The organism is Saccharothrix texasensis (genome assembly GCF_003752005.1).
GTDB classification, from domain to species: Bacteria; Actinomycetota; Actinomycetes; order Mycobacteriales; family Pseudonocardiaceae; genus Actinosynnema; species Actinosynnema texasense.
Genome location: NZ_RJKM01000001.1, coordinates 8796337 through 8821033 on the forward strand (window position 1 = coordinate 8796337; position 24697 = coordinate 8821033).

25 protein-coding genes are annotated in these 24697 nt (G+C 73.0%); 14 read left to right on the forward strand and 11 right to left on the reverse strand.

The window, feature by feature from the left end; translation table 11 throughout:
- Positions 1-213: 213 nt before the first annotated feature.
- From EDD40_RS39190 to EDD40_RS39200, 3 genes are all read right to left on the reverse strand, one after another.
- Positions 214-768, reverse strand: coding sequence for a MarR family winged helix-turn-helix transcriptional regulator (locus EDD40_RS39190; RefSeq protein ID WP_123747358.1), 555 nt, complete (start codon positions 766-768; stop codon positions 214-216).
- A gap of 67 nt (positions 769-835) precedes the next feature.
- Complete coding sequence (locus EDD40_RS39195; protein WP_123747359.1) at positions 836-1390, reverse strand: hypothetical protein; 555 nt, start codon at positions 1388-1390, stop codon at positions 836-838.
- A gap of 234 nt (positions 1391-1624) precedes the next feature.
- Positions 1625-2407, reverse strand: a complete 783-nt coding sequence (locus EDD40_RS39200; protein ID WP_236594256.1) for an SGNH/GDSL hydrolase family protein — start codon at positions 2405-2407, stop codon at positions 1625-1627.
- A 135-nt stretch (positions 2408-2542) separates the two neighbouring features.
- Between EDD40_RS39200 and EDD40_RS39205 the strand changes: the two genes are divergently transcribed.
- The 4 genes from EDD40_RS39205 (at position 2543) to EDD40_RS39220 (ending at position 6069) form a co-directional block, all read left to right on the forward strand.
- Positions 2543-3103 carry a TetR/AcrR family transcriptional regulator gene (locus EDD40_RS39205; protein WP_123747360.1) on the forward strand — a complete coding sequence of 187 codons (561 nt, stop codon included), beginning with the start codon at positions 2543-2545 and terminating at the stop codon, positions 3101-3103.
- A gap of 58 nt (positions 3104-3161) precedes the next feature.
- On the forward strand, positions 3162-3842 hold the full coding sequence (locus EDD40_RS39210) for a response regulator transcription factor (RefSeq protein ID WP_123747361.1): 681 nt from the start codon (positions 3162-3164) through the stop codon (positions 3840-3842).
- Positions 3839-5119: a HAMP domain-containing sensor histidine kinase gene (locus EDD40_RS39215; RefSeq protein ID WP_123747362.1), complete on the forward strand. Its 1281-nt coding sequence runs from the start codon at positions 3839-3841 to the stop codon at positions 5117-5119. Before EDD40_RS39210 ends, EDD40_RS39215 begins: the two co-directional genes overlap by 4 nt.
- Before the next feature lie 221 nt (positions 5120-5340).
- Positions 5341-6069, forward strand: coding sequence for a CAP domain-containing protein (locus tag EDD40_RS39220; RefSeq protein ID WP_123747363.1), 729 nt, complete (start codon positions 5341-5343; stop codon positions 6067-6069).
- On the opposite strand, the gene EDD40_RS39225 is transcribed toward EDD40_RS39220, so the two are convergent.
- Complete coding sequence (locus EDD40_RS39225; protein ID WP_123747364.1) at positions 6051-6533, reverse strand: Lrp/AsnC family transcriptional regulator; 483 nt, start codon at positions 6531-6533, stop codon at positions 6051-6053. The genes EDD40_RS39220 and EDD40_RS39225 overlap by 19 nt on opposite strands.
- A 123-nt stretch (positions 6534-6656) precedes the next feature.
- On the opposite strand from EDD40_RS39225, the gene EDD40_RS39230 reads away from it, so the two are divergent.
- The 6 genes from EDD40_RS39230 to EDD40_RS39255 all read left to right on the forward strand — a co-directional run bounded on the left by EDD40_RS39230 (position 6657) and on the right by EDD40_RS39255 (position 11603).
- Complete coding sequence (locus EDD40_RS39230) at positions 6657-7730, forward strand: thiamine pyrophosphate-dependent dehydrogenase E1 component subunit alpha (RefSeq protein WP_123747365.1); 1074 nt, start codon at positions 6657-6659, stop codon at positions 7728-7730.
- Positions 7727-8755 carry an alpha-ketoacid dehydrogenase subunit beta gene (locus EDD40_RS39235; protein WP_123747366.1) on the forward strand — a complete coding sequence of 343 codons (1029 nt, stop codon included), beginning with the start codon at positions 7727-7729 and terminating at the stop codon, positions 8753-8755. The genes EDD40_RS39230 and EDD40_RS39235 overlap by 4 nt, the downstream gene beginning before the upstream one ends.
- A complete protein-coding gene (locus EDD40_RS39240; RefSeq protein ID WP_123747367.1) occupies positions 8748-10025 on the forward strand; it encodes a dihydrolipoamide acetyltransferase family protein in 1278 nt (425 codons plus the stop codon). Before EDD40_RS39235 ends, EDD40_RS39240 begins: the two co-directional genes overlap by 8 nt.
- Positions 10026-10131: 106 nt before the next feature.
- On the forward strand, positions 10132-10713 hold the full coding sequence (locus tag EDD40_RS39245) for a GNAT family N-acetyltransferase (RefSeq protein ID WP_170185366.1): 582 nt from the start codon (positions 10132-10134) through the stop codon (positions 10711-10713).
- Between the two features lie 7 nt (positions 10714-10720).
- A complete protein-coding gene (locus EDD40_RS39250; RefSeq protein WP_123747369.1) occupies positions 10721-10972 on the forward strand; it encodes a hypothetical protein in 252 nt (83 codons plus the stop codon).
- Positions 10973-10982: 10 nt separating this feature from the next.
- The gene (locus EDD40_RS39255; RefSeq protein ID WP_123747370.1) at positions 10983-11603 is read left to right on the forward strand and encodes a histone deacetylase; all 621 of its coding nucleotides are present in this window, start codon (positions 10983-10985) and stop codon (positions 11601-11603) included.
- An 8-nt stretch (positions 11604-11611) separates the two neighbouring features.
- Here EDD40_RS39255 and EDD40_RS39260 read toward each other — a convergent pair whose 3' ends face one another.
- Genes EDD40_RS39260 through EDD40_RS42195 form a run of 4 tightly spaced genes read right to left on the reverse strand, consistent with a single transcriptional unit; the run spans position 11612 to position 16426 of the window.
- Positions 11612-12655 carry a GDSL-type esterase/lipase family protein gene (locus EDD40_RS39260; protein WP_123747371.1) on the reverse strand — a complete coding sequence of 348 codons (1044 nt, stop codon included), beginning with the start codon at positions 12653-12655 and terminating at the stop codon, positions 11612-11614.
- 6 nt (positions 12656-12661) lie between these two features.
- Positions 12662-13306, reverse strand: a complete 645-nt coding sequence (locus EDD40_RS39265; protein ID WP_123747372.1) for an ABC transporter ATP-binding protein — start codon at positions 13304-13306, stop codon at positions 12662-12664.
- On the reverse strand, positions 13303-13968 hold the full coding sequence (locus tag EDD40_RS39270) for an ABC transporter ATP-binding protein (RefSeq protein WP_170185367.1): 666 nt from the start codon (positions 13966-13968) through the stop codon (positions 13303-13305). The genes EDD40_RS39265 and EDD40_RS39270 overlap by 4 nt, the downstream gene beginning before the upstream one ends.
- Complete coding sequence (locus EDD40_RS42195) at positions 13961-16426, reverse strand: ABC transporter permease (protein ID WP_170185368.1); 2466 nt, start codon at positions 16424-16426, stop codon at positions 13961-13963. The genes EDD40_RS39270 and EDD40_RS42195 overlap by 8 nt, the downstream gene beginning before the upstream one ends.
- Positions 16427-16596: 170 nt before the next feature.
- Between EDD40_RS42195 and EDD40_RS42200 the strand changes: the two genes are divergently transcribed.
- Both EDD40_RS42200 and EDD40_RS39285 read left to right on the forward strand, forming a co-directional pair.
- Positions 16597-16791, forward strand: coding sequence for a hypothetical protein (locus tag EDD40_RS42200; RefSeq protein WP_170185369.1), 195 nt, complete (start codon positions 16597-16599; stop codon positions 16789-16791).
- Positions 16792-16912: 121 nt separating this feature from the next.
- Positions 16913-18412 (forward strand): chitinase, encoded by a 1500-nt coding sequence (locus tag EDD40_RS39285; RefSeq protein ID WP_123747373.1) that lies wholly within the window; start codon positions 16913-16915, stop codon positions 18410-18412.
- Positions 18413-18461: 49 nt separating this feature from the next.
- Here the strand turns inward: EDD40_RS39285 and EDD40_RS39290 are convergent, their stop codons facing one another.
- From EDD40_RS39290 to EDD40_RS39300, 3 genes are all read right to left on the reverse strand, one after another.
- Positions 18462-19958: a methionine--tRNA ligase gene (locus EDD40_RS39290; protein WP_123747374.1), complete on the reverse strand. Its 1497-nt coding sequence runs from the start codon at positions 19956-19958 to the stop codon at positions 18462-18464.
- 194 nt (positions 19959-20152) lie between these two features.
- On the reverse strand, positions 20153-20932 hold the full coding sequence (locus EDD40_RS39295) for a hypothetical protein (protein ID WP_123747375.1): 780 nt from the start codon (positions 20930-20932) through the stop codon (positions 20153-20155).
- A gap of 102 nt (positions 20933-21034) precedes the next feature.
- Positions 21035-21655: an L-threonylcarbamoyladenylate synthase gene (locus EDD40_RS39300; RefSeq protein ID WP_123747376.1), complete on the reverse strand. Its 621-nt coding sequence runs from the start codon at positions 21653-21655 to the stop codon at positions 21035-21037.
- 970 nt (positions 21656-22625) lie between these two features.
- Here EDD40_RS39300 and EDD40_RS39305 point away from each other — a divergent pair.
- The gene (locus EDD40_RS39305) at positions 22626-23717 is read left to right on the forward strand and encodes a hypothetical protein (protein ID WP_148089061.1); all 1092 of its coding nucleotides are present in this window, start codon (positions 22626-22628) and stop codon (positions 23715-23717) included.
- 130 nt (positions 23718-23847) lie between these two features.
- A complete protein-coding gene (locus tag EDD40_RS39310) occupies positions 23848-24666 on the forward strand; it encodes a siderophore-interacting protein (protein WP_123747378.1) in 819 nt (272 codons plus the stop codon).
- Positions 24667-24697 lie beyond the last annotated feature (31 nt).

A 24697-nucleotide genomic window follows, 5' to 3' on the forward strand; every position in this document is an offset into this window, starting at 1 on the left:
GTCCCGGCCGCGAACGGGTGAAGGGCTGGACAGCGGGGGCGTGCCGCCCGTCGGGGAGCGGGTGATCGACTCCCGGCTGACGAATCAGGGGTGGCGGTGATCGGCGGGGCGCGGTGCTGCCCGGAGTGGGCGCGGTGGTCGGTTCGGCCGCGGCCGCGGTGCCGTCCCGTGCCGCCTGACGGCGCACCGAGCGGTGCGCCGGGTGCGCGCTTCCTAGCCGGTCGTCCGGTCCAGGTGCTCTTCGATCAGGCGCTGGTTGTCCGCCAGCCGGAGGCAGAGGTGGCGCAGCGCGGTCAGGTCGGCGGGCGTGAAGCCGCGGAAGATCGCCTCCATCGCGACCTGGGACGGCCGGCGGAAGGCGTCGAGCCACTCCTGGCCGGTCGGCGTGATCCGGGCGAGGACGGAGCGCCGGTCGGTGGGGTCGGGCTCGCGTGCCACCAGGCCGTCCCGTTCGAGGGTGTCGACCAGTCCGGTGACGTTGCGCGCGCTGACGCCGGCCGAGCGCGCGAGGGCGCCGAGCGTCATGCCGTCGTCGGGGGTGGTGCTCAGGCGCACGAGCACGTCCAGCGCGCCGGCGCTCAGCCCGCGGCTGTCGGTGCCGCGCGACCGCAGGCGTTCCACGGCGTGGTGGGCGGTGCGCACGGCGGCGGCGGCCTCGAACGCCGCGGTGTCGCCACCTCGGGTGAACAGGGTCATCGCGGTCCTGACCCGCGAGTCGTAGAGGGTGCCGTCCTGGTCGGGTCGGAAGTCGTTCGTTACCGGCTTCATAGTGAAGCCGTACTTTATTACCTACTTCAGCATCCTGGCAAGCGCGCGGCAGGGCGGCGTCGCGAGGTCAGCCGGTTTCCACGATCCGCCACTGCGGCCCGCCGACCCAGGTGGCCTCCAGCCGGGACCGGTGGCCGGCGGCGCTGGTGAACTCGACCACGACGGCGTCCGCGGGCTGCTCGACGGTGGCGGCGAAGCCCTGGCGCGGCGTGGCCGAGATGGGCTCGATGTCCTTGGCGGAGAAGCTGACCGCGGCGACGCCGCCGTGCAGCGTGAAGCTGCGCAGGTAGACCGCTTCGCCGTTGCGCTCGGTCCACGTGCCGTTCTCGGAGGGCAGGGGCTGCGTGGTCGTGGTGGTGGTCGTCGGCGCGGGCGGGGTGGTCGTCGTGGTCGGCGCCACGGTCGCGATCACCGCGACCGTGGTCGTCGTGGTGATGGGCACGGCGGTGGTGGTCGTGGTGGTGGCGCTCGCGACGGCCGACGACTGCGTGGGTCCGGCGACGACGCGCGGCCGTTCGGGTGCGCCCGCGTCCAGCACGAACCGGATGCCCAGCCAGGACAACACCACCGCGACCGCGGTCGACGCCGACCACGCGGCGAAGTACTGCAGGCCCCTGGTCACGGGCACATCCTGCCGGCGGAACCGCGAGAGTCGTACCTCCAGGCCACGAGAGTCCAACCTCCAGGCCGCGAGAGTCCGACGTTCACGGCGCGAGAGTCCAACGTTCAGACACCCCGAGTTCAACGCTCACGCCGAGCGGTCGGTGTCTGAGCGTTGAATTCAGGTGCCGTGAACGTTGGACTCTCGCGCCGTGGAGGTACGACTCTCGCGCCGTGGAGGTTGGACTCTCGGGGGTCAGGAGGTGGCGGAGTTCAGCAGGGGGAGGTAGCCCTGGCTGTAGCCGGTGGCGTTGGGGTGGAACGACTCCGCCAGGCGGAACAGGGAGAACGAGTTGATCCACGGCGAGCTGCCGCACGCGCCGTGGCCCGCGAAGTGGGCGCGGGCGTCGACGTAGCGGGCGCCGGCGGCCGCGGCCCGGGCCGAGATCACCGCGTGCAGGTCGTCGGAGCCCCGGTTGAGCGCCGTGCGCTTGGTCGCGCTCATGCACGAGCCGTTCGGCTCCACGAGGTGCGGGTAGCCCAGGACGACCACGGTGGCGTTCGGCGCGCGGTCGCGGATCGTGGCGTACGTGGCGTCGAGCCGACCGGGCAACGTGGTGCGCGCGGTCTCGATGCCCGCGTTCACGGCGTTGACGCAGCTCGTGTCGCTGCCCGTGACGCAGGTGATCATGGTGTTGGCGAACCCGACGTCGTTGCCCCCGATGGTGATCGAGACCAGGTCCGTGCCCGCGTCGAGCGAGGCGAACTGGTCGGTCATGCTCTGCGTGGTGGCCCCGCCGCAGGCGGCGTACTTGAACGACGACACCTCGTGCGTGTTCGCCCACAGCTGGGCGTACCCGCGGGAACTGCGGTAGCACGACCCGCTGAGGTACGGCGGCGCGCCCGTGCCGGAGGAGTACGAGTCGCCGAGGGCGACGTAGTCGACCGGGGCGGCGGCCTGGGCCGCGGTCGAGGTGAGCATGACGGCCAGGGCGGCGGGCAGCACCGCGCACACGACCCTGAGAAGACGTCCGCGCACGTCCAGTCCTTCCTCGAAACGTCACCTGCGTGAAGGCGGCAGACCGACGACGTTACGAAGCCGTTCCGAGGGATCACAGTCGGTGCTATTCTCATTACCTGCGAGTAACCTGGACTGCTTCGTCGGGGTGCCGCCATGACCGTTCCGCGCCGCAGCGACGCCCTGAGGAACCGGGCGTCGATCATCCGCGCGGCCGAGGAGCTGGTCCTGCGCGGCACGACGCCGTCACCGGCGCGCATCGCCCGCCTCACCGGCCTCGGCCAGGCGACGGTGTACCGGCACTTCCCCGACCGCCGCACGTTGCTGCTCACGGTGGCGCGCGAGCACCTGGGGCTGCTGGTGGAGGCGGCCGGGCGCGACGCCGACGACCCCGCCGCGTTCCGCGCGCTGCTCCAGGCCGTGATGGCCTACCAGGTGTCGATGCGCCCGCTGGTGGACGCGCTGCGCCGCTTCCCCGAACCCGACCGGCGCGGGCACGTGCGGCGGCTGCTGGACGTGCTGCGCGGGCCGTTCGACCGCTCCCGGGCGGCGGGCCACCTGCGCCACGACATCGTGCTCGACGACGTCGTGGTGGTGCTGACGATGCTCCAGGCGGCCGTGGACCTGACCCCCGACCCGCGCCGCGCGATCCCCGTGCTGCTCGACGGGCTCTTCCTCCCCGAACCCGACCGGGCGGCGGGCTCGGTGCGCCGGTAGCGCCGGTAGCGCCGGGGGAGCGGCGAGGAAGTCACCCGATCGCGTTACGGTGCGCGCCATGGTCTCGGTGCTGCTCGTCGAGGACGACCCGGTGGTGCGGTCGGCGGTGACCCGGGCGCTGACCGGGCTCGGGCACGCGGTGCTGCCCGTCGGCACGGCGTTGGAGGCGTTGCGCGAGATCACCGGCGGCGCGTTCGACCTGGTCGTGCTCGACCTCGGCCTGCCCGACATGGACGGCGCGGACGCCCTGCGCATGATGCGCGGCGTGTGCGACGTGCCGGTCATCGTCGCCACCGCCCGCGACGACGAGAGCGAGATCGTCCGCCTGCTCAACGCCGGCGCCGACGACTACCTCGTCAAGCCGTTCTCCAGCGAGCACCTCGCCGCCCGGCTCTCCGCCGTGCTCCGGCGCGCGCGCAAGGACGCCGCGCCCGCCACCTTCCGCGTCGGCCGCCTCACCGTGGACCCCGACCGCCGTGAAGCGCGCCTGGACGGCCGCGAGCTGAACCTCACCCGCAAGGAGTTCGACCTCCTCGCCTACCTCGCCGCGCGCGAGGGCAAGGTGGTGCCGCGCGGCGAGCTCCTGGCGAACCTGTGGAACCTGCCCGGCAGGCACGACGACCAGACGCTGGACGTGCACCTGTCCTGGCTGCGCCGCAAGCTCGGCGAACGCGCCGCCCAACCCCGCTACCTGCACACGGTGCGCGGTGTCGGGTTCAAGCTCACGGCGGCCGAGTGAGGAAGTCGCTCGCCCTCGTCTCGCTGGCCGTCACGTCGATGGTCGCGCTCGCGTTCCTGATCCCGCTCGCCCTCGTGGTGCGCCAGCTCGCCGAGGACCGCGCGCTCGCCGACGCCGAACGCCTCGCCGGCGCGCTCACGCCGGTCCTGGTGATCACCTCGGACCCGGCGTCCGTCGGGCAGGCCCTCACCGCCACCGCCGGCCGGGTCGCCGTGCACCTGGCCGACGGCCAGGTCGTCGGCGTGCCGGTGGCGACCGACCGGCAGATCCGCACCGCCCGGGAGCAGGGGCTGGCGTCCACCGAGCCGATACCGGCCGGTCTCGTGCACCTTCAGCCCGTGCTGCTCGGCGAGGGCCGGGTGGCGGTGGTGGAGGCGTTCGTGCCGCGCGCCGAGCTGTCCCGGGGCGTCGAGCAGGCGTGGCTGGCGCTCAGCGGCGTCGCCGTCGTGCTGGTGCTCGGCTCGGTGCTGGTCGCCGACCGCCTCGGCGCGCGGGTCGTCAGGGCGTCGACCGCCCTCGCCGAAGGCGCGCGCAAAATGGGCCAGGGCGATCTCGCCACCAGGGTCACTCCGACCGGTCCGCCGGAATTGCTCGACGCGGGCGCCGCGTTCAACCGGATGGCCGACCGGATCGGCCAACTGGTGGCGAACGAACGCGAAATCCTGGCCGACCTCTCGCACCGTTTGCGCACCCCGCTCACCGCGTTGCGGCTCGATTCGGAAACCCTCGGCCAGGACCCGGGCGCCAACCGCGTCCGGCAGGCCGTGCACGCGCTGGAACGCGAGGTGAACGAACTCATCCGGGCCGCCCGCCGCGAGCTGGACGACCCCGACGGCGGCCGGTGCGACGCGGCGCAGGTCGTGCACGACCGCCTGGTCTTCTGGTCCGCCCTCGCCGACGACCAGCAGCGGCTGTGGAACCTGCGCGGCACCGAGCGGCCCGCTTTCGTCCCGCTCACCCGCAGCGACCTCGCCGCCGCGATGGACGCCGTGCTCGGCAACGTCTTCCGGCACACGCCCGAGGGGGTCGGGTTCGTCGTGGCCCTCTTCCACCAGCCGGAACGCGTGGTCATCGTGATCGAGGACGCCGGGCCGGGCATCCAGGACCTGGCGGCGGCGCTGCGGCGGGGCAGCAGCGGCGCGGGCTCGACCGGGCTCGGCCTCGACATCGCGCGCCGGGCGGCGGAGTCCACCGGCGGCTCCCTGGTGGTCGACCGGGGGCCGCTGGGCGGCACGCGGGTCCAGCTCCGGCTCGGCCGCGCGGAAGAGCCAGTCTGACCCGCGGTCCCTTTTCCGCGCCTGATGCGACCTTTAAATGTTCCTTAAATAATCGGCCGTTGACAGTTCTGCATTCCGGGATAAGGTTATTCACGGAATTGAGGTCGACCGCGGCGCTCCCACCCTTGCCCGGTCCTCCCGGTTCCACTCCGGTGCGGCGACCGCGTGCGCTTACCCTGCGAAGAAGCGCACCGCGGTCGCCGCGCCCGAAATGCCGCCGAATGCAGATTGAGGTTTTCCGCGTGTCGCGCAAGAGCAGTGTGCTGCCCGTCGTCGTCGTCCTCGCCGGGCTGGCCCTGGCCGGGTGCGAGCACCCGGACGGGATGGCCCTCGTCACGGCCGGCGCCACCGCCACCGCGCGCACCACGCCCCAACCGGACGTCGAGCCGACCACGGCCGGCACGGCGGCCACCTCGTCGGACGCCGCACCGTCCTCGTCCGTGACCACGACCTCCGAGACGCCACCGGCCACGACCACCACGACGACGACCACGACCACCGTCGAGCCGCCGCGGCAGGCGCAGGTCCCGGCGCCGCCGCCCGCGCCCGCCGCGCCGACCAGGACCGAGGTCGAGCTGGCCGAGGCGAAGGTGGTCGAGCTGACCAACGGCGAACGCGCCGCGAACGGCTGCCCCGCGCTGGCCGCAGACGGCAGGCTGGCCGCCGCCGCCCGCGCCCACAGCGCCGACATGGCCGCGCAGAACTACTTCGACCACGTCTCCAAGGACGGCCGCAGCTTCGTCGACCGGGTCAAGGCCGCCGGGTACCCGTCACCCGGCGCGGAGAACATCGCCGCCGGTCAGCGCACCGCGGAGGCCGTGCTCAAGGGCTGGATGGACTCGCCGGGCCACCGCGCCAACATCCTGAACTGCAAGCTCAAGACGTTGGGCGTCGGCATGGCCCGCGGCGGTTCCTACGGCATCTACTGGACTCAGAACTTCGGCTGGTGACCGTCACGGCCGGCCGGTAGCTCGTCCAGGATCAGCACGGTGTGGCTGGACGTCACGTCCGGCATCGTCTGCAACCGCGACAGCACCAGGTCGCGCAGGCTGTGCGCGTCCGGCGCGCGCACCAGCAGCACCAGGTCGTAGTCGCCGGACACCAGCGCGCCGTGCCACACCTCGGGGATCTCCATCACCCGCTGCCGCACCGCCTTCCACGAGTGCTGGCTGATCTTGAGGTACACGTAGGCGGAGATGCCGAAGCCGTAGCGCTCCGGGTCGACCACCGCGGCGTACCCGGTGAGGACGCCGTCCCGGTGCAGCCGCTCCACCCGCGAGTACGCGCTCGCCCGCGAGATGTGCAGCTTCTCCGCCAACGCCCGCATCGACAGCCTGCCGTCCGCGCGCAGCTCCTCCACGATGCGCCGGTCGAGCTCGTCGAGCGGCGCCGAATGTCCAGCCCGGACCGTCATGCGGCCGACAATAGCCCGTCTGCGCAACCGTTCGTCCGGATTCCGGGCCCGGATCTGGAACATTGGCCGCTGTGAGCTGGACCATGCCCTCCATCTCGCCCAGTGAGACACCCGGAGGTGCCCATGGCCCGCACCCGCGCGCCCGAGCGGACGTTGCTGCCCAGCGACGAACCGCTGTCGCTGCTGCGCAAGGACGGCACGCCGGTGGACGACTCGCCGCTGGCCATGCCCGATGACGACGTGCTGGTCGAGCTGCACCGCCGGATGGTCCTCGGCCGGCGCTTCGACACCCAGGCCACCGCGCTGACCAAGCAGGGCAGGCTCGCGGTCTACCCGTCCTCACGCGGCCAGGAGGCGTGCGAGGTCGGCGCGGTGCTCGCGCTGCGCCCCGACGACTGGCTGTTCCCGACCTACCGCGACTCCGTCGCCCTGGTCACCCGCGGCGTCGACCCGGCCGAGACGCTGACCCTGCTGCAGGGCGGCTGGCACCTCGGCTACGACCCGTACGAGCACCGCGTCGGCCCCCAGTGCACCCCGCTGGCGACCAACACGCTGCACGCCGTCGGCTTCGCGCACGCCGCCCGGCTCAAGGGCGAGGACACCGCCGCGCTGGTCATGCTCGGCGACGGCGCGACCTCCGAGGGCGACACGCACGAGGCGCTGAACTTCGCCGGCGTGTGGCGGCCGCCGGTGGTGTTCCTGGTGCAGAACAACGGTTACGCGATCAGCGTGCCGCTGTCCAAGCAGAACGCCGCGCCGTCGTTGGCGCACAAGGGCATCGGGTACGGCGTGCCGTCCGTGCTGGTGGACGGCAACGACGTGGCGGCCGTGTACGCGGCCGTGCGCGAGGCGGTGGAGTCCGGCGGGCCGACGTTGATCGAGGCGCTGACCTACCGGATCGAAGCGCACACCAACGCCGACGACGCCACCCGCTACCGCACGTCCGACGAGGTCGCGGCGTGGCTGGACCGGGACCCGGTCGACCGGCTGGAGGCGTACCTGGTCTCGCGGGGGCTGTTGGACCACGCGCGGCGCGCGGCGGTGGCGGCCGAGGCGGAGGAGCTCGCGGCGTCCGTGCGGGCCAAGCTGAACGTCGACGTCGTGCCCTCGCCCGACGAGCTGTTCGAGCACGTCTACGCGACCACACCCCGCCACCTGCGGGAGCAGGCGGCGGCGCTGAGGGAGGAACTGGCATGACCGCGGTGTCCGCGCAGGCGTCCCAGGCCACGCAGGTCTCCATGGCCGGCGCGCTGAACCGGGCGTTGGGCGACGCGTTGGCCGCCGACCCGACCGTGCTCGTGTTCGGCGAGGACGTGGGCGCGCTCGGCGGCGTGTTCCGGGTGACCGACGGGCTGGCCGCCCGGTTCGGCGAGCAGCGGGTGTTCGACACGCCGCTGGCCGAGTCCGGCATCGTCGGCACCGCCATCGGCATGGCGATGAACGGGCTGCGGCCCGTGGTGGAGATGCAGTTCGACGCGTTCGCCTACCCGGCGTTCGAGCAGATCACCAGCCACCTGGCCAAGCTGCGCAACCGCACCCGCGGCCGGGTGTCGTTGCCGGTCGTGATCCGGGTGCCCTACGGCGGCGGCATCGGCGGGGTCGAGCACCACTGCGACTCGTCGGAGGCCTACTACACGCACACGCCGGGGCTGCGGGTCGTCACGCCGGGCACGCCCGACGACGCCTACCGGCTGCTGCGCGACTCGATCGACTCGCCCGATCCGGTGATCTTCCTGGAGCCGAAGCGGCGGTACTGGGCCAAGGGCGCGCTCGACCCGGCGACCTCGGTCGGGTTCGACCGGGCGCTGGTGCGGCGACCCGGGCGTGACGTCACCTTGATCGCGTACGGGCCGATGGTGGCGACGGCGTTGGAGACGGCCGAGGCGGCGGTGGAGGAGGGCTGGGACGTCGAGGTCGTGGACCTGCGGTCGTTGTCGCCGTTCGACGACGAGACGGTGTGCGCCTCGGTGGTGAAGACCGGCCGCGCGGTGGTCGTGCACGAGGCGTCCGGGTTCGGCGGGTACGGCGCGGAGGTCGTGGCGCGGGTGACCGAGCGGTGCTTCCACCACCTGCACGCGCCGGTGCTGCGGGTGACCGGGTTCGACATCCCCTACCCGCCGCCGAAGCTGGAGGAGCACCACCTGCCGGGCGTGGACCGGATCCTGGACGCGATCGCCCGGTTGCAGTGGGACGACGAGGTCGTGGGGAGCTACGGTGCCTGACTTCCGGCTGCCCGACCTGGGCGAGGGGCTGACCGAGGGCGAGATCGTCACCTGGCTGGTGTCGGTGGGCGACGAGGTGTCGATCGACCAGCCCGTGGTCGAGGTGGAGACGGCGAAGGCCGTGGTCGAGGTGCCGTGCCCGTACGAGGGCGTGGTGAGCGCGCGGTTCGGCGAGCCGGGGGAGAAGCTGGCGGTCGGCTCGGTGCTGCTCACCGTGGGCGCGCCGGAGCAGTCGGGCAGCGGCAACGTGCTGATCGGCTACGGCACCTCCGAGACGCCGCGCCGACGCCGCCCCCGCGCGTCCTACGCCCGGAACCGGGGTCTTCCCCGTTCGGAGCACCCGGGTTCACCACTCGGCACACCCGAACCCGCGCCGTCGGACACCGGTCGCGCGGTCGCGCCCGCCGTCATCTCCCCGCTCGTGCGGCAGCTCGCGCGGGACAGCGGCTTGGCGCTCGACCGGATCGCCGGCACCGGGCCGGGCGGTGTCATCCGGCGCGCGGACGTGGAACGCGAACTCGCCGTCCGCACCACCCCGGACCCGACCCACGACCCGGCCGCGGCCCATGACGCCGCCCCGGCCCATGACGCCGCGCCCTCCGGCGACCGGCGCATCCCCCTGCGCGGCCTGCGCGGCGCGGTCGCGGCGAAGTTGGCCACCTCGCGCCGGGAGATCCCCGAGGCGACCGTCTGGGTGGACGTCGACGCCACCGACTTCCTCGCCGCACGGGCCGCGATGCCGACGGTGTCGCTGCTCGCGCTGTTCGCCCGGTTCGCCGTGCTGGGCCTGAAGAAGTTCCCCGAGCTGAACTCCCGGGTCGAGGGTGACGAGGTCGTCGTCCTCGACCGGGTGAACCTCGGCTTCGCCGCCCAGACCGACCGCGGCCTGGTCGTGCCGGTGGTGCGGGACGCCCAGTCCCTGACCACCGCCGAGCTCGCGGCCGCCATCGCCGCCCACACCGCGTCGGCGCGGGAAGGCCGGCTCACGCCCGCCGCGATGACCGGCGGCACGTTCACCGTCAACAACTACGGCGTGTTCGGCGTCGACGGCTCGGCCGCCATCATCAACCACCCGGAAGCCGCGATCCTCGGCATCGGCCGCATCATCGACCGGCCGTGGGCGGTGGCCGGGCAGCTCGCCGTGCGCAAGGTCGCCCAGCTGACGCTCGCCTTCGACCACCGGGTGTGCGACGGCGGCACGGCGGGCGGGTTCCTGAGGTTCGTCGCGGACTGCGTGGAGTCGCCGGTCACGGCCCTCGCCGACCTCTGAGACCGCCGGCCGACTTCCGGGACCGGTGGAGCGGGGACACCCGCCCCACCGGCCCGCCCGGTGAAACCGGGACGACGGCGGGGCGGGACTTTCGTAGATTGGCCACGTGACCAAGCCCGCCTACCCCATCCGCACCCGGCGCCTGACCCTGCGCCCGTTCACCCTCGACGACCACGCCGCGCTGCACTCGTGGCAGTCCCGCCCGGACGTCGTCCGCTACCTGTACGGCGAAGCGCGCACCCCCGAGGAGACCGCCGACAGCCTGGCGTCGAAGATGTCGGTGACGTGGCCGGAGAAGGAGGGCGACCACCTCGCCCTCGCCGTGGAGCACGACGGCGAGGTGATCGGAGAGGCCGTGCTCAAGTGGCTCAGCGAGGCGCACCGGCAGGGCGAGGTCGGCTACATCTTCCACCCCGACCACCACGGCCGGGGCTACGCCACCGAGGCCGCCGCCGCCATGCTCGACCTCGGCTTCACGCACCTCGGCCTGCACCGCGTCGTCGCGTCGTGCGACGCCTCCAACGAGCCGTCGTGGCGCGTGATGGAACGGCTCGGCATGCGCCGCGAAGCCCACTTCCGGCACAACGAGATCTTCAAGGGCGCCTGGGGCGAGGAGATGATCTACGCGATCCTGGAGGACGAGTGGCACCGGATGGCGGACAGCCGGTGGCGGCCGAGCGGCGCATGATGTCCGGATGCAGAGGTTCACGGAGGACAGCGGCGCCTACGAGCACTGGCTGGCGGACAACCAGGACCAGTACGTCGTCAACGCCGAACGCAGCCTGAACCCGGACAACCTCATGCTGCACCGCGCTTCCTGCGGCACGATCAACGGCACCCCGGCCCGCGGCACGACCTGGGTGGGCAGCTACGTGAAGCTCGTGGGCACTCGCGTGGAGCTGGAGACCGAACACCCGACCGCCCGCCCGTGCCGCCTCTGCCTGTGAGGCCGTCGACGTGGCGAGCGGGTTGGTCTGGTACGTCAGCTACGGGTCGAACATGCACGCCGAGCGGTTCGCGTGCTACCTCGCCGGTGGCACGCCGGTCGGCGCGACGCGCGGGTACCCGGGGTGCCGGGACACCCGCCCGCCGCTCGCCACCAGGGCGTTGGAGGTGCCCGGCGGCATCTACTTCGCCACCGAGTCGCCCGTCTGGCTCGGCGGCCGGGCGTTCTACGACCCGGCGCTGCCCGGCGTCGCCGCCGCCCGCGGCTACCTCGTCACGGCCGCGCAGTTCGCCGACGTCGCCGCGCAGGAGATGTACCGCGAACCCGGCGCGGACCTCGACCTGACCGTGGTGACGGCCGACGGCAGGCACGTCCTCGGCCCCGGCCGCTACGAGACCCTGCTCCACCTCGGCGAGCACGACGGCCACCCGGCGCTGACGTTCACCGCGCCGTGGGGCGCCGCCGACGTCGAGCACACCAAGCCCTCCGCCAACTACCTGACCGTGCTCGCGACCGGCCTCGCCGAGACCCACGGCTGGCGCACCGGGCGGATCGCCGACTACCTCGCCGGCCGCACCCCGTTCTGGTCGGCGGCCGACGTCGCGGCGCTCGTCGACCCCGCGCGGCGCTGACGACGGGGTCAGTCCTTCGCCACCACCGCGTCGAGGTTCCCGTCGTCCCCGGCGACGCACGACGCCTCCCGCGCCGTCGTGGCCAGGAACTCCGTCAGGCACCGGCCGAACTGCTCGTAGCCCCGGTCGTTGGGGTGGAACGACTCCTGCAGCGCGTGCCGGGCCCGCGCCTCGTCCCGCAAGCCGTCGAAGTCCACCGTGAGCCGGGTGAACCACTCGGCGTCGGCCTTCTTGCCGCCCATGCACGCCTCACGCCGGTCACCCGCCTTCGACAGGTCCAGGAACCGCGCCTCCGCCGCCTCCGCCGCCGTCCGCAGGCCCTCCGACAGCTGCTCGACCGCCTTGTCCCGGACCCACTCCAGGTCACCCGTGCGCAACGGGCACCCGGCCAGGTTCTGCAGGTCGAACGGCAACCCGGGCGCGACCGGCGCGGCGTAGGACTGGAGCACCAACGTGTACGAACGGGGCGTGTAGCCCTCGTCCTGCAACACCCGGCGGATGTCGCGCAGCGCGCGCTCCACCTTGGGCGTCATCCGCTCGACCCGGGCCCGCCACTCGTCGGCCATGGCCTTCGCGCAGTCGGCCCGCCGCTCGATCCACGCCCGCAGGCACGCGCCGAGCACGTCGGCGAACCGGGGGTCGTCGTTCGCGCCCACCGCCACCACGACCACCGACACCCGGTACTCGCGCGCGATCGCGGCCAGCTGCCTGGCCTGCGAGCCCTCGGTGTTGCGGACCTGGTCGGTGACGCCGACCTGCTCGGAGTTCGCGCCCGAACAAGCCAGGTTGAACACCTTGTCCACGCCGGCGACCCGCGTCCGGTGCACCTGAGCCTTGGTCGACCGGTGGCACCAGTTGTCGTTCTCGCCGTTCGTGCCCGGCTCGTAGGAACCGGCGCCCTCGCCGGCCATGGTGCTGTCGCCCATCGCCACGATCGCGCGGGGCGCGTCGCGCTTCGGTCCCGGCAGCGCCGGGTACGGCGAGTCGCTGACCAGCAGCAACAGGGCGAGCAGGGGGAGGACCAGGGCGACGGACACGATTCGGCGAGACATCGGTGCCTATCCTACGGAGATCCGCCCGCCGCTGAGCACCAGCGTGCGGTCCGCCGCCCGGTGCACCTCGTCGTGGTGCGTGGCGACCAGCACCGCCGAGCCCGCGTCGGCCGCCCGCCGCAGCACCCGCACGGCCGTCGGCGCGCTGCGCTGGTCCAGGTGCGCGGTCGGCTCGTCGGCCAGCAGCACCTTCGGCCCGCCGACCACGGCGCGGGCCAGCGCGGCCCGCTGCTGCTGCCCGTAGGACACCTCGGCCGGGTACCGGTCGGCCAGCTCGCCGACACCCAGCTCCACCAGCAGCCCGGTCACCCGGTCGAGCGAACCCCCGGTGCGGCCGAGCCGGAGCGGCAGCGCCACGTTCTCCGCCAACGTCAGCTCGCCGGCCAGGCCGAGCGCCTGCGGCAGCAACGCGCACACCTGCCACGGCGGCGCGGACGTCCGCACCTCGCCGGCCATCTCCACGGTGCCCGCGTCCGCCCGGTCGAACCCCGCCAGCACGGCCAGCAACGCGCTCTTGCCCGACCCGGACGGCCCCGACAGCGTCACCAGCTCGCCCGGCGCCACCTCCAGGTCCACCCCGCGCAGCACGTGCACCGGCCCGCTCGCGTGCCGGAACGTCCGCTCGATCCCCTTCACCAGCAACGCCGTCATGCCGCCAACGCCCCGTTCCGCAGGTCGAACCTGGTGTCCGCCAACGCGATCAGCCTCGGGTCGTGCGAGGCCACCACGACCGGCACGCCCCGCCGGGCCAGGTCCGCCAAGGTCTCCAGCACCAGGTCCGCCGACGACGCGTCCAGCTGCGAGGTGGGTTCGTCGGCCAGCACGACCGTCGCCTGCCGCGCCAACGCGCACCCGAACGACAGCCGCTGCTGCTGCCCGCCCGACATCGCCGCCACCTTCCACGCGGCCGTGCCCGGCAGCCCCAGCTGCGCCAGCACCTCGTCCACGTCCACGGCCCGGCCCGCCGCCTGCGCCGCCGCACGCAGGTTGTCGCCCACGTCCAGGTGGCCGAGCAGGTTGTCCGCCGGGTTCTGGAACACCAGCGCGATGTCCCGCCGCCGCAGCTCGCGCCGCGCGCCGGACGACAACCGCGCCGTGCCCATCCCGCGCAGCTCCACCCCGCCGCGCGTCGGCCGCTCCACCAGGCTCAACACCCGCAGCAACGTCGACTTGCCCGACCCGGACGGACCGGCCAGCACCGTCAGCCCCGTCGCGGGCACGTCCAACGTCACGTCCGACACCGCGGTCACCGCCCCGGCGGGCGTGCGGTAGTCCACACCCACCTCGCGCAACCGCAACACGTGCTCAACCACGGATCAGCTCCCCGATCTTCGCCGAGCGCACCGAGCGCACCGCGATCCACGCCGCCACCAGCACCACCAGCACGCTGCCCGCCGCGGTCGCGGCCAGCAGCGGCACGGGGTCCGGCACCTCCGGCGCGGGGGTGAGCCGCGGCGCCGGGTCCAGCTTCGGGACGGTGAAGCCGCTGCTCACCGCGCTCGCGGCCGAGCCGACGACCACCGCGGCGGCGGCCACCGCGCCCAGTTCGAGCAGGTGGCTGCGCAGCATCGCGGCCGGCCCGAGGCCCATCCGGGCGCTGAACGCGCCGGACAGCGCGTTCTGCCGCCGCCGCACCTCGACCGCCAGCAGCAGCGCGATCGACGCCACCACCGCCAGGACCGCGCCCAGCGCCGTGACGAACCCGAACGTCCACTGGATCGTCAGGAACGGCAGGCCCTGCACCGCCTTCTCCTTCTCGTCGGCGTTGCGCGACAGCCGCACGCCGGCCGCCGACAACGCCTCGGTCACCTCGCGCAACGGCCTGGTCGACCACACGTACCAGGAGCCGACGTCGCCGCGGTCGGCGATCCGGTCCACCGGCACCACCCAGCCGGACGTGCCGAGCTTCGGGAACGACGGCACCCACGCGGCGGGCTCGATCGCCGGCAGCCCCGGCAGCCGGACCTCCCGGCGGGGCACGTCGCCCACCCGCAGCGGCTCGTCGAGCAGCGCCGGGTCGATCTCGAACGGGAACGCGCCGTCGCGGAACGTCTTCGGGTCCACCACCAGCGCCGTGCGGTCGTGCTGCTTGACGAAGCCCACGATGGTGGAGTTGCCGCGCAACGCCTCCGGCAGCTCGGCGACCTCCGACGGGATCTGGGCGTAGCTGTTCGCGCCCGCGTACATGCCGGCCTTCACCTCCAGCGCGGTCTTCTGCGACCCGGCGATGGCGGTGCCGACCGCGATGGTGCCGACCGCCAGCACGCCGACCAGCAGCACGCCGGTCACCGGGCCGGCGCCGGCCGCGAGCCGCCGGATCGCCAACTGGGCGGCGGGCTTGGACCACAGCCGCACCCGGTGCGACGCGGCCAACGCCCACTTCGCCAGCCGGGCCGCCAGGACCGCCGCGGTGAGCACGACCAGCAGCGGGAACGCCAACGCGGCGGCGTCGATGCGCGGCAGCCCGCCGATCTTCGTCGTGGTGGCCAGGCCGCTGTGCTCCACCCGGTTCCACGCCCACACCGCCAGGGCCGCGGTCGCCGGCTCCCACGGCACCGCGGTCAGCACCTTGCGCAGCCGGTTGCCGCTCCCCGACACCTGGAACATCCGGTGCGCGCGCAGCGCGGCCGTGGCGAACGCGACCACGATGCTCGACGCCACCACCACGACCACTGCCAGCGCCGCGGTCGTCACGGTGCCGGGCGGCAGCAGGTCCGACGGCGCGTACACGGGCAGCAGCAGCCGCGCCACGCCCAGCCCGAGCGCGCCGCCGACCACCAGCGGCAGGCCCAGTTCGAGCACGCCCCGCCCGCCGAGGGCGAACGGCCCGGAGCCGCGCACCCACAGCAGCCGCAGCTCGGACTGGCGGCGCTGCGCCCACTGGACGGTCACCGTGGCGACGCCGGCCAGGCCGATGAGCAGGCTGATCAGGGTGAGCGGCAGCACCGCGGACCGCACGTTGGCCACCGTCTGCCTGGCGTTCTCCACCGGCAGGACCAGCGGCGACATCACGCGGTTGAAACCGTCCTTGATCGGGGCGATGCGGGCGGTGCCCTCCTCGAGCAGGGCCGCGGCCTCGTCGACGGTCCGCGGCACGTCGGACGGGAACCGCACGGTGACGTCGGTGGGGCCGGTGACCTCCGGCGGCAGCGCGTGGAACGACTCGGCGCTCGGCATCCACACCACGGCGGTGGCCAGCTCGTCGCGGTCGAGCACGTTCGGCACGACGAAGTGGCGTTCCGAGCACCACCAGCGGGGCAGTGGGTCGATCACGTCGGCGTAGATCGCGGTGACCGGTGGCAGCCGCCCGCCCAGGCCGCGTTCGCCCAACCGGACGTCGGCCGTGACGGCGATGCTCCGCGGCACCCACAAGCCGTCCTTCGCGCCGCCTTCCAGCACCTCCAGGTGGTCCATCGCCCCGGCGCGGTAGCCGAACTTCGCGTAGGTCTGCCGGCCGCCGAAGTCCGCGCGCTTCTCCCGCGTGTACATGCCGATCAACGTCGGGTGGCCCGCCATGGCGTCGGTGACCCCCTTCACGCCCTGGGCGACGTACTCGTGGGGCACGCCCGTGGTCGACTCCAGCGACGGGTGCAGCGCGTCCTCGCACAGCCGGCTCCGCTGGTAGTCGATCGCCGCGCTGCCGGAGGCGGCCGAGTGCATCACGGCGGCGGCCACCACGAAGCTCAGCAACAGCGCGGTGACCACGCTGACCAGCAACGTCAGCGGACTCGACAGGGCCGCGCGCGGGGCGGCTCGCCACGGGATCTGCACCAGCGCACGGTAACCGGCGATCACTGCGCAGAGGAGACCTTTCGGCCACGGCGGTGATCATCCGGACAACCTCCGGACAACGCGTCCTGTTGTCCGGATCGGGCCGCCCGATGTCGGACACGGGCCTGGTGCCCCGGTTGGCGCGGGCCCGTTCGGGGTACCGGGACGGCATGGAACCGAAAGTGCTGAAGAAGTCACTCGCGGTGCTGGTCAGCGGCGCGGCGTTGTTCCTCTCCCTCGGCGCCGGGTGCGAGAGCGGGGGCGACGGGGACGGCGACGAGGACCGGCCTGGCGTCGAGCAGCAGGACCAGCAGGACGGCGACCAGGGCGACGAGCAGGACGGCGAGCAGGACGGCGACAACTGACCCCGGGCGGCGCGTCGGCGACGACGTGCCGCACCGGTCGCGCCCGGCGCGGTCTTGACATCCCGATGGTGGTCTAGTCCAATTCTCCCACCTGGAGGCCGCCACCGCTGGGAGGAGACGCATGTCGCGCAGGGTCCTGTTCGCCAGGGTGGCGGTGGTGGCGGCGTTGGTGGTGGGAGCGGCGGCGGTCGGCTTCGCGCCCGCGTACGCCGCGTCGGTCACCGCGACGTTCACCAGGACGTCGAGCTGGGAGACCGGCTACACCGCGCAGTTCTCGATCAGGAACGAGACCAGCGCGGCCGTCTCCGGGTGGAAGGTCGAGTTCGACCTGCCCGCCGGCACGACCGTCGGCGCCTACTGGGACGCGTTGCAGACCAACTCGGCCGGGCACTACGCGTTCACCCACCGCGAGTACAACGGCGCCATCGCGCCCGGTGCCGCGGTGACGTTCGGCTTCAACGCCTCGGGCACCGCGAGCCCCGCCAACTGCAAGATCAACGGCGCGTCGTGCGCGGGTTCGCCGACCACCACGACGACGACCACCACAACCACCACGACGACCACGACCACCGGGCCGACGACGACCACCACCACACCGCCGGTGACCGGTCTGCCCAAGCGGGTCCTGGTCGGCTACCTGCACGCGAGCTTCGCCAACGGCTCCGGCTACGTCCGGATGAAGGACGTCTCCGACGACTGGGACATCATCAACCTGTCCTTCGCCGAACCCACCTCCGCCACCTCCGGCGACCTCCGCTTCGCCCAGTGCCCCGTGGCCGAGTGCCCGAACGTGGAGTCCGAGGCCGAGTTCATCGCGGGCATCCGGGACAAGCAGGCCAAGGGTAAGAAGGTGCTGATCTCCATCGGCGGCGCGAACGGCCAGGTGCAGCTGTCCACCACGGCCGCGCGCGACGCGTTCGTCCGGTCCGCCTCGGCGATCATCGACAAGTACGGCCTGGACGGCCTCGACGTCGACTTCGAGGGCCACTCGTTGTCCCTCAACGCCAACGACACCGACTTCCGCGCGCCCACCACCCCGGTGATCGTGAACCTGATCCAGGCGCTGAAGACCCTGAAGGGCCGCTACGGCGCGAAGTTCGTGCTCACCATGGCCCCGGAGACGTTCTTCGTCCAGGTCGGCTACCAGCACTACGGCGGCAGCGGCGGCGCCGACCCGCGCGCGGGCGCGTACCTGCCGGTGATCCACGCCCTGCGCGACGACCTCACCCTGCTGCACGTCCAGCACTACAACTCCGGCCCGATCATGGGCCTGGACAACCAGTACCACTTCATGGGCGGCCACGACTTCCACGTCTCCATGGCGGACATGGTGCTGGCCGGGTTCCCGGTGCGCGGCGACGCGACGAAGGTGTTCCCGGGCCTGCGGCCGGACCAGGTCGCCATCGGCCTGCCCGCCGGCATCAACGCGGGCAACGGCTTCACGTCCGTCACCGAGGTGCACAAGGCGCTGGACTGCCTGATGAAGGGCGCGAACTGCGGCGCCTACCAGCCCAAGGCCGTCTACCCGAACCTGCGCGGCCTGATGACGTGGTCGATCAACTGGGACCGCTTCGGCGGCTTCGAGTTCTCCCGCTCGCACCGCGCCTACCTGCCCCGGTGACGCCCCGGCCGGTCCCGCCGGGGCGTCACCCCCGGCGGGACCGGCCGGCTCACCACCGCGGGAACAGGGGCTGCGGCTGGGGCAGTTCGCCCGACAGCGTCACGCACTGCTCGGAGACGCGCGCGGCCAGGGTCGGCACGAACGGCGTCAGCTCCCGGGCCAGGACGCGGCACGCGGCCAGCAGCGCGCTGAGGGCCGAGTCCAACCGCCGGCCCGCCCCGGTGTCGCCGCCGCGCTCGGCGCGGGCCAGGTCCCACGGCCGCACCTGTTCGACGTACCGGTTGGCCTCCTCCACGATCCGCCACACCGCCGCGGTCGCCCGCCGGAAGTCGAAGTCGTCGACCGCGGCGCGCACGAGGTCCGGCGCCTCGCGGCACGCCTTCGCCACCGGCTCGGCGTCCGCGTCCGGCACGGCGCCGACGGGCGGCCGGCCGTCGCGGTAGCGGTGGACCATGACGGTGACGCGGCTGACCAGGTTGCCCAGGCCGTTGGCCAGGTCCTCGTTCGCGCGGGCGACCAGGCGCGCCTCGGTGAAGTCGGCGTCGCCGACGCGCGGCACGTCGCGCAGCAGCCACCACCGCACCGCGTCCGGGCCGTACCGGTCCGCCAGCGCCACCGGGTCGACCGCCGCACCCGCCGATTTGCTGATCTTGCGGCCGTCGGTGGTCAGGTAGTCGTGCACCAGGATGTCGGTCGGCAGCGGCTCACCCGCCGACAGCAGCATGGCCAGCCAGTACACGGCGTGGAACCGGACCACGCCCTTGCCGATCACGTGCACGCGCCGGTCGCCCCGCACCCACCACCGGCGGTAGTTCGAGCCCTCCCCGCCGTAGCCGAGGCTGGTGATGTAGTTGCCCAGCGCGTCCCACCACACGTAGACGACCTGGTCCGGGTCGCCCGGCACGGGGATGCCCCAGCCGTGCGCGCGCTCGCGCGAGCGGGACACCGAGAAGTCGCGCAGGCCGGCGGCGATGAACGCCAGCACCTCGTTGCGGCGCGCGGCGGGCTCGATCCGGACCGTGCCGTCGAGGACCAGGTCGCGGAGCCGGTCGGCGTGGCGGGAGAGCCGGAAGAACCAGTTCTCCTCGGCCACCCGCTGCGGCTCGACCTCGTGCTCCGGGCACCTGCCGTCCACCAGGTCGGCCGGCGCGTAGAACTGCTCGCAGCCGACGCAGTACAGGCCTTCGTAGTGATGTCGGTAGAGGTCGTGCGCGCACGCCCGCCACAGCCGTTCCACGCCGGTCCGGTGCCGCGCGTCGCGGCTGGTGCGGATGAAGTCGGTGAACGACAGCGCCAACGGGTCGCGCAACGCCGCGAACGCGGCCGAGTTGCGGTCGACCAGGTCGCCGGTCGACACGCCTTCCGCCCGCGCCGCCAGCACGTTCTTCAGCGAGTTGTCGTCGGTGCCGGTCAGGAACCGCACCCGGTCGCCGCGCAGGCGGTGGTGCCGGGCCAGCACGTCGGCCTGCACGAGCTCCAGCGCGAAACCCAGGTGCGGGCGCGAGTTGACGTACGGGATGGCGGTCGTCACGTAGAAGCGGGGCATCGGAACCTCCTGGTGCGGAGTTCCCAGCCGGCTGAGACCCCTGGGACGGGGGCCTCGGACTCGTCATCCGTGCAGCGTCGGCCGCCCCGCGTGGCGGGGCATCAGGACGGGGCACGACGAGGACATGGCGGCGACGCTAGCAGCGCCACCGCCCGTCCCGCGCCTGGGTTACGCCCGGTCGGCGACCGATCCGGTCAGCAACCGATGCGGTCGGCGCCCAGCGCGATGTCGTCCAGCCAGAGGTCGTGGCTGCCCTCGTTGGGCTGGTAGAGCTGCCAGCCCAGCTTGACCGTGTCGAACCGCGGGAACAGGAAGTCGACCTGGTTGCCGCCGTGCTCGCGGGTGGAGACGGTCAGGTCCGGGTTGGGCTTGCCGTCGAACCACAGCGTGATCCGGTTGTCCGAGGCGTCCATCCGCCACTCGACGCACTGCCACGCGCCGGCCTTCGAGGGCGCCGACTCGCGCCAGTTCGTCCAGTCGCCGGTCGGGCCGCCGTCCGCGCCGACACCCCACAACGCCTTGTCCAGCGTGGGCACGTACTGGCCGCCGAGCGGGCGCACGACCTCCGGGCCGTCACCCGTGGCCTCGACCAACGTGTAGTGGGCCCAGTCCGGCGCGTCCGGGAACGCCTCGACGCGCACCCGGACCCGGCCGTAGAAGCTGTTGCCCGGCGCGGCGAAGTCGTCCACCTTGAGGAACGCCCGGCCGTTGCCCTCGGTCCGCACGTGCAGCACCTTCTGGCCGCGCCGGTCGCGTTCGACCTCCAGCGAGCCGTTGCGGGTGTCGACGCCCCACTTGAGGCTGGTGCCGGCGCCGGTGGGCACCTGCTGGAAGTCCTCGCAGAACAGCAGACCCGCGCGGGCGCAGGTCTTCAGCCGGTGATCGGCCTGATCGGGACCGGCGGCGTCCGCGACCGGCAGGGCGACGACCGACAGCAGGACGGCGAGGACCGCCGAGGACAACCGTTTCCGCACGGGTAGCTCCTTCTGCGCTGAGGGGGGCAGCAGGAAGCTATCGGCTCTGGGAACGCTCCCACACCTCTGACCGGCGCAACACCCCTGGTCCGTTCGCAGGTCCTACTCGAAGCGGGACGGATCGCCCGCGCCGTGCCGGACGACCTCCGGCTCACCCTGGGAGAAGTCGACGACGGTGGTCGGCACGGTGCCGCAGTCACCCGCGTCCAGCACGGCGTCGACCACGTGGTCCAGCCGTTCCTTGATGTCCCAGCCGTGGACCAGCGGTTCCTCCTGGTCGGGCAGCAGGAGGGTGCTGGACAGCAGCGGTTCGCCGAGCTGCGCCAACAGGGCCTGCGCGACCGGGTGGTCGGGGATGCGGGCGCCCACCGTCTTCTTCTTCGCGTGCATCAGCCGGCGCGGCACCTCGGTGGTCGCCGGGAGGATGAACGTGTAGCTGCCCGGCGTCGCCGCCTTGATCGCCCGGAAGACCGCGTTGTCCACGTGCACGAACTGCCCGAGCTGGGCGAAGTCGCGGCACATGAGCGTGAAGTGGTGCCGGTCGTCCAGGTGCCGGATCTGCCGGATCCGGTCCAGCCCGGCCTTGTTGCCGAGCCGGCAGCCGAGCGCGTAGCAGGAGTCGGTGGGATAGGCGATCAGGCCGTCGGACTTGATCAGCTCCACCGCCTGGTCGATGGACCTGCGCTGCGGGTTCACCGGGTGCACGTCGAAGTACCTGGCCATGCGGGGAGCCTAGTGTCCCGTTCACCCGCCCGCGTGTCCTACCTTCCGAACGCGCGTGTCCTACCTTCAGACCACCCGTGTCCTGCGTTCGGAACACCCGAGTTGAACGCTCAGGCACGTCGTGTGCAACACGCCGGTGGGTGGCTCGGGCCGACTGGCCGGCCCGGCGGCTGCGGGAGGCGATCGCGGACGGGCGGCCGCCGGTCGGGAGCAGGCTGCCCGCTGCTGCGCGCCGACGGCGTCACGGGAGTCGCCGTGGAAGACCCCGGTTCGCTCGGCGCGCGTCAGCACCGGTGTGGTCCTCGGTGGCGCGAGTTGTCGAGGTGGGTCGGGCCAGCGGTTCTCGTCATCGAGGACGATTACGACGCGGAACACCGTTGTGGCAGGCCGCCCGTTCCCGCATTCCGCGCCATGCTCCCCGATCGTGTTTGTCGCACGGGAAGTGTGTCCAAAGTGCTCGCCCGGCATTGCGCGTCGGCTGGTTGCCCGTGCCCGACGCGTATCGAAACGGTGTGATCGAAGCAAAGGGGTGCGCCGACCTCGGCAATGCCGTGCCGCCGCAACTCGTGTTGGCCGCCATGATGGCGTCCCGGGAACTGGAACGCATTTGCCGTCGCCCGGCACCTGCCCGGTGAGGTCGTGCACGGCGCCGCCGGGCCGCACCTGCCGATCACCTTTGATGACAGCGTTTCCGACACGGATCTCGCCGCGGGTGTCGCCGTCGTCGCGGACGTCCGGCGAAAATCATGATTGTCGCTCTTGTTTCTGCGACTACTCAGAATTCATCGCCGACCGCGGCGGTCACACTATCGCGTGGATGATGCGCACGGTCGGATTTAGTTGATCATCCTAAGTGGACAGGCCTCGTCGGTGCGGTCACGATGGGTGCACACCCGGGAAGTCGGACGCGGAGATCCTGCGGCACTCCCGGGGCAGTTCACGTTCTTCGTTCGAAAGCAGAACACCACTCATGACCGCACAGGCACCCACGAAAACCCATGATCGAGAGCACGACCACCACCCGCTGCCCGTCCACCTCGTCGGCTCGCTGCCGCGACCGCTGTGCGACGACCCCGCCACCGCCATGGGCTGGTTCCTCCGGCACCGGGGCGGCGCCGCGCTGACCGCCCTGCCGTCCGACCGCGACCCGCGCTGGATCATCGACTGGCTCACCCACCACATGTCCGCCGTGCCGGCCCTCGAACAGGTGCGCGGCGGTGAGAGCCGCGGCTACGACGACATGCCGTACTACCGCGTGCGCCCCGGCCAGCGGCTGTGCGCGGAGGAGATCGGCCTGTCCCGCGTCGAGCAGGCCGACGCGGCGTTCGCGGCGCTGGACCGCTTGCGCCTCGCCGGGACCTGCGAACAGCTCCGGGTCCAGGTGGGCATCCCCAACGCCCTCGACCTGGCGGTGTTCGCGTTCGGCTCGGTCGACGCCGCCCGGGAGTGGCTGCCGACCATGCAGGTCGCGGTCGTGCACGAGGTGACCGAACTGGTCGCCCGGTGGGGTGACCGGCTGCAGCTCCAGCTGGAGACGCCCGCCGTGCTGGTCGCCTACCACCTCACCCCGCCCGCCACGTGGCCGGCGCTGACCGCCGAGCTCGCCGGGCAGGTGGCCGGCGTCCTGGCGGCCGCGCCGCGCACCCGGTGGGTGCTGCACCTGTGCTACGGCGACCTGGAGCACGTGCCGGTGTTCACGCCGAGCGACCTGCGGCCGGCCGTGCTGTTCCTCAACGCGCTGGCCGACGCGCTGGCGGAGCGGGGCGCACCGATGCCGACGGTGCACCTGCCCGTGGCCGGCGGCGGCAACCCGCCGCCGACCGACTCCGCCTTCTACGAGGAGCTGAAGCGCCTGCGACGTGGCGTGGAGGTCATCGCGGGAGTCGTGGCCGAGGACCACCCGGAGGAGACCCGCGAGGCGCTGCGGCTCACCGTGGAAGCGCTCGGCATGCCGGTGGCCGGCATCGCGGCCGCGTGCGGCTACGGGCGACGGACCGAGGACGCCGCCGCGGCGAACCTCGGTCTGGCCGCCCAGCTCGCCCAGGAGTGGAACGTGCGCTGACGGCGCGGGCGGTGGGGACGTCCGGCATCCCCACCGCCCGGCCCGCGACGGTGGTCCCCGTCGGCCGCGGCCGGCCGGCACGTACGGTGAAGGCTGGTTGCGCCGTTGGAACCACCGAGGAGTACCCGACATGGCCGAACGGTCCGGTGGCAGGAGCGGTCGCGTGGTGCGCACCGAGTGGGTCGCGCCGCAGGTGATCCGCGTGGTGCTCGGCGGGGAGGGGCTCGCGGACTTCGCCGTCGGCCCGTACACCGACAGCTACGTCAAGCTCGCGTTCCCGCTGGACGACGTGCTCTACCCCGAGCCGTTCGACCTCGGCGCGATCCGCGCGACCATGCCCCGCGACCAGTGGCCGCGCACCCGCACGTACACCGTGCGCAAGTGGGACGAGCGGGCCGGCGAGCTGTGGATCGACTTCGTCACGCACGGTGACTCGGGCGTGGCCGGTCCGTGGGCGGCGAAGGCCCAGCCGGGTGACGTGCTGCACTTCGCCGGTCCCGGCGGCGGGTACGCGCCCGACCCGGACGTCGCCTGGCACCTGATGGCCGGAGACGAGAGCGCGTGGCCCGCCATCGCGGCGGCGCTGGAGGTGTTGCCGGCCGGCGCCCGCGCGGAGGTGTTCGTCGAGGTCGACGGCCCCGACGACGAGCAGGTCGTGCGGTCGGCGGGTCGGGTGGACCTGCGGTGGCTGCACCGCGACGGCGGCCCGCGTGGACGGCTGGTGGTGGACGCGGTGCGGGCGCTGGCGTTCCCCGAGGGCGTGGTCCAGGTCTTCGTGCACGGCGAGGCGACCATGGTCAAGGACCTGCGCGGGCACCTGAAGGTGGAGCGGGGCGTGCCGCGCGAGCAGATGTCGATCTCCGGCTACTGGCGGCTCGGCGCGGACGAGGACGGTTGGCAGTCGTCCAAGGGCGAGTGGAACCGGCGGGTCGAGCAGGAGCAGGGTTAGCGGTCCGCGCCGCGGGTCTCGCCCGGCTTCC

Excerpts from the sequence above, each read along its gene's own strand:
- EDD40_RS42200 (WP_170185369.1), top strand. The coding sequence starts at position 16,597 with ATGGAACCGAAAGTGCTGAAGAAGTCACTCGCGGTGCTGGTCAGCGGC.
- EDD40_RS39285 (WP_123747373.1), top strand. The coding sequence starts at position 16,913 with ATGTCGCGCAGGGTCCTGTTCGCCAGGGTGGCGGTGGTGGCGGCGTTG.
- EDD40_RS39290 (WP_123747374.1), bottom strand. The coding sequence starts at position 19,958 with ATGCCCCGCTTCTACGTGACGACCGCCATCCCGTACGTCAACTCGCGC.
- EDD40_RS39260 (WP_123747371.1), bottom strand. The coding sequence starts at position 12,655 with ATGTCTCGCCGAATCGTGTCCGTCGCCCTGGTCCTCCCCCTGCTCGCC.
- EDD40_RS39265 (WP_123747372.1), bottom strand. The coding sequence starts at position 13,306 with ATGACGGCGTTGCTGGTGAAGGGGATCGAGCGGACGTTCCGGCACGCG.
- EDD40_RS39225 (WP_123747364.1), bottom strand. The coding sequence starts at position 6,533 with ATGACGGTCCGGGCTGGACATTCGGCGCCGCTCGACGAGCTCGACCGG.
- EDD40_RS39250 (WP_123747369.1), top strand. The coding sequence starts at position 10,721 with ATGCAGAGGTTCACGGAGGACAGCGGCGCCTACGAGCACTGGCTGGCG.
- EDD40_RS39230 (WP_123747365.1), top strand. The coding sequence starts at position 6,657 with ATGGCCCGCACCCGCGCGCCCGAGCGGACGTTGCTGCCCAGCGACGAA.
- EDD40_RS39235 (WP_123747366.1), top strand. The coding sequence starts at position 7,727 with ATGACCGCGGTGTCCGCGCAGGCGTCCCAGGCCACGCAGGTCTCCATG.
- EDD40_RS39190 (WP_123747358.1), bottom strand. The coding sequence starts at position 768 with ATGAAGCCGGTAACGAACGACTTCCGACCCGACCAGGACGGCACCCTC.
- EDD40_RS39310 (WP_123747378.1), top strand. The coding sequence starts at position 23,848 with ATGGCCGAACGGTCCGGTGGCAGGAGCGGTCGCGTGGTGCGCACCGAG.
- EDD40_RS39305 (WP_148089061.1), top strand. The coding sequence starts at position 22,626 with ATGACCGCACAGGCACCCACGAAAACCCATGATCGAGAGCACGACCAC.
- EDD40_RS39210 (WP_123747361.1), top strand. The coding sequence starts at position 3,162 with ATGGTCTCGGTGCTGCTCGTCGAGGACGACCCGGTGGTGCGGTCGGCG.
- EDD40_RS39205 (WP_123747360.1), top strand. The coding sequence starts at position 2,543 with ATGACCGTTCCGCGCCGCAGCGACGCCCTGAGGAACCGGGCGTCGATC.
- EDD40_RS39300 (WP_123747376.1), bottom strand. The coding sequence starts at position 21,655 with ATGGCCAGGTACTTCGACGTGCACCCGGTGAACCCGCAGCGCAGGTCC.
- EDD40_RS39220 (WP_123747363.1), top strand. The coding sequence starts at position 5,341 with ATGCAGATTGAGGTTTTCCGCGTGTCGCGCAAGAGCAGTGTGCTGCCC.